Origin of the sequence: Paenibacillus sp. Aloe-11 (assembly GCF_000245715.1) — a bacterium.
Taxonomy (GTDB): domain Bacteria; phylum Bacillota; class Bacilli; order Paenibacillales; family Paenibacillaceae; genus Paenibacillus; species Paenibacillus kribbensis.
The window spans coordinates 83,437-83,714 of the sequence record NZ_JH601066.1 but is presented as its reverse complement, the minus strand read 5'-3'; the positions used below and the strand labels follow the sequence as shown (position 1 = coordinate 83,714).

The 278-nt window shown below is 61.5% G+C and carries 1 protein-coding gene; it reads left to right on the top strand.

Annotated elements, in window-relative coordinates:
• The coding region (locus WG8_RS28895) for a glycosyl hydrolase family 95 catalytic domain-containing protein (protein WP_007432181.1) at positions 1–278 on the top strand (278 nt) is incomplete at both ends.

The following is a 278-nucleotide window of genomic DNA, read 5'->3' as shown; positions in this document are numbered from 1 at the left end:
AGGCGGCTGGATCATGGGGGAGGCCATACCGGGTGGAGCTGTGCATGGCTGATTAACCTGTACGCCCGGCTGGAGGATGGCGAGGCGGCGCATCGGTATGTTCGTACCTTACTGTCGCGTTCGACCTATCCCAATCTATTCGACGCTCACCCGCCTTTTCAGATTGACGGCAATTTCGGCGCGACGGCGGGTATCGTGGAAATGCTGCTGCAAAGCCGTCCGGGTGAGCTGACCTTACTGCCTGCCCTGCCTGCGGCATGGTCGCAGGGACGGGTCAG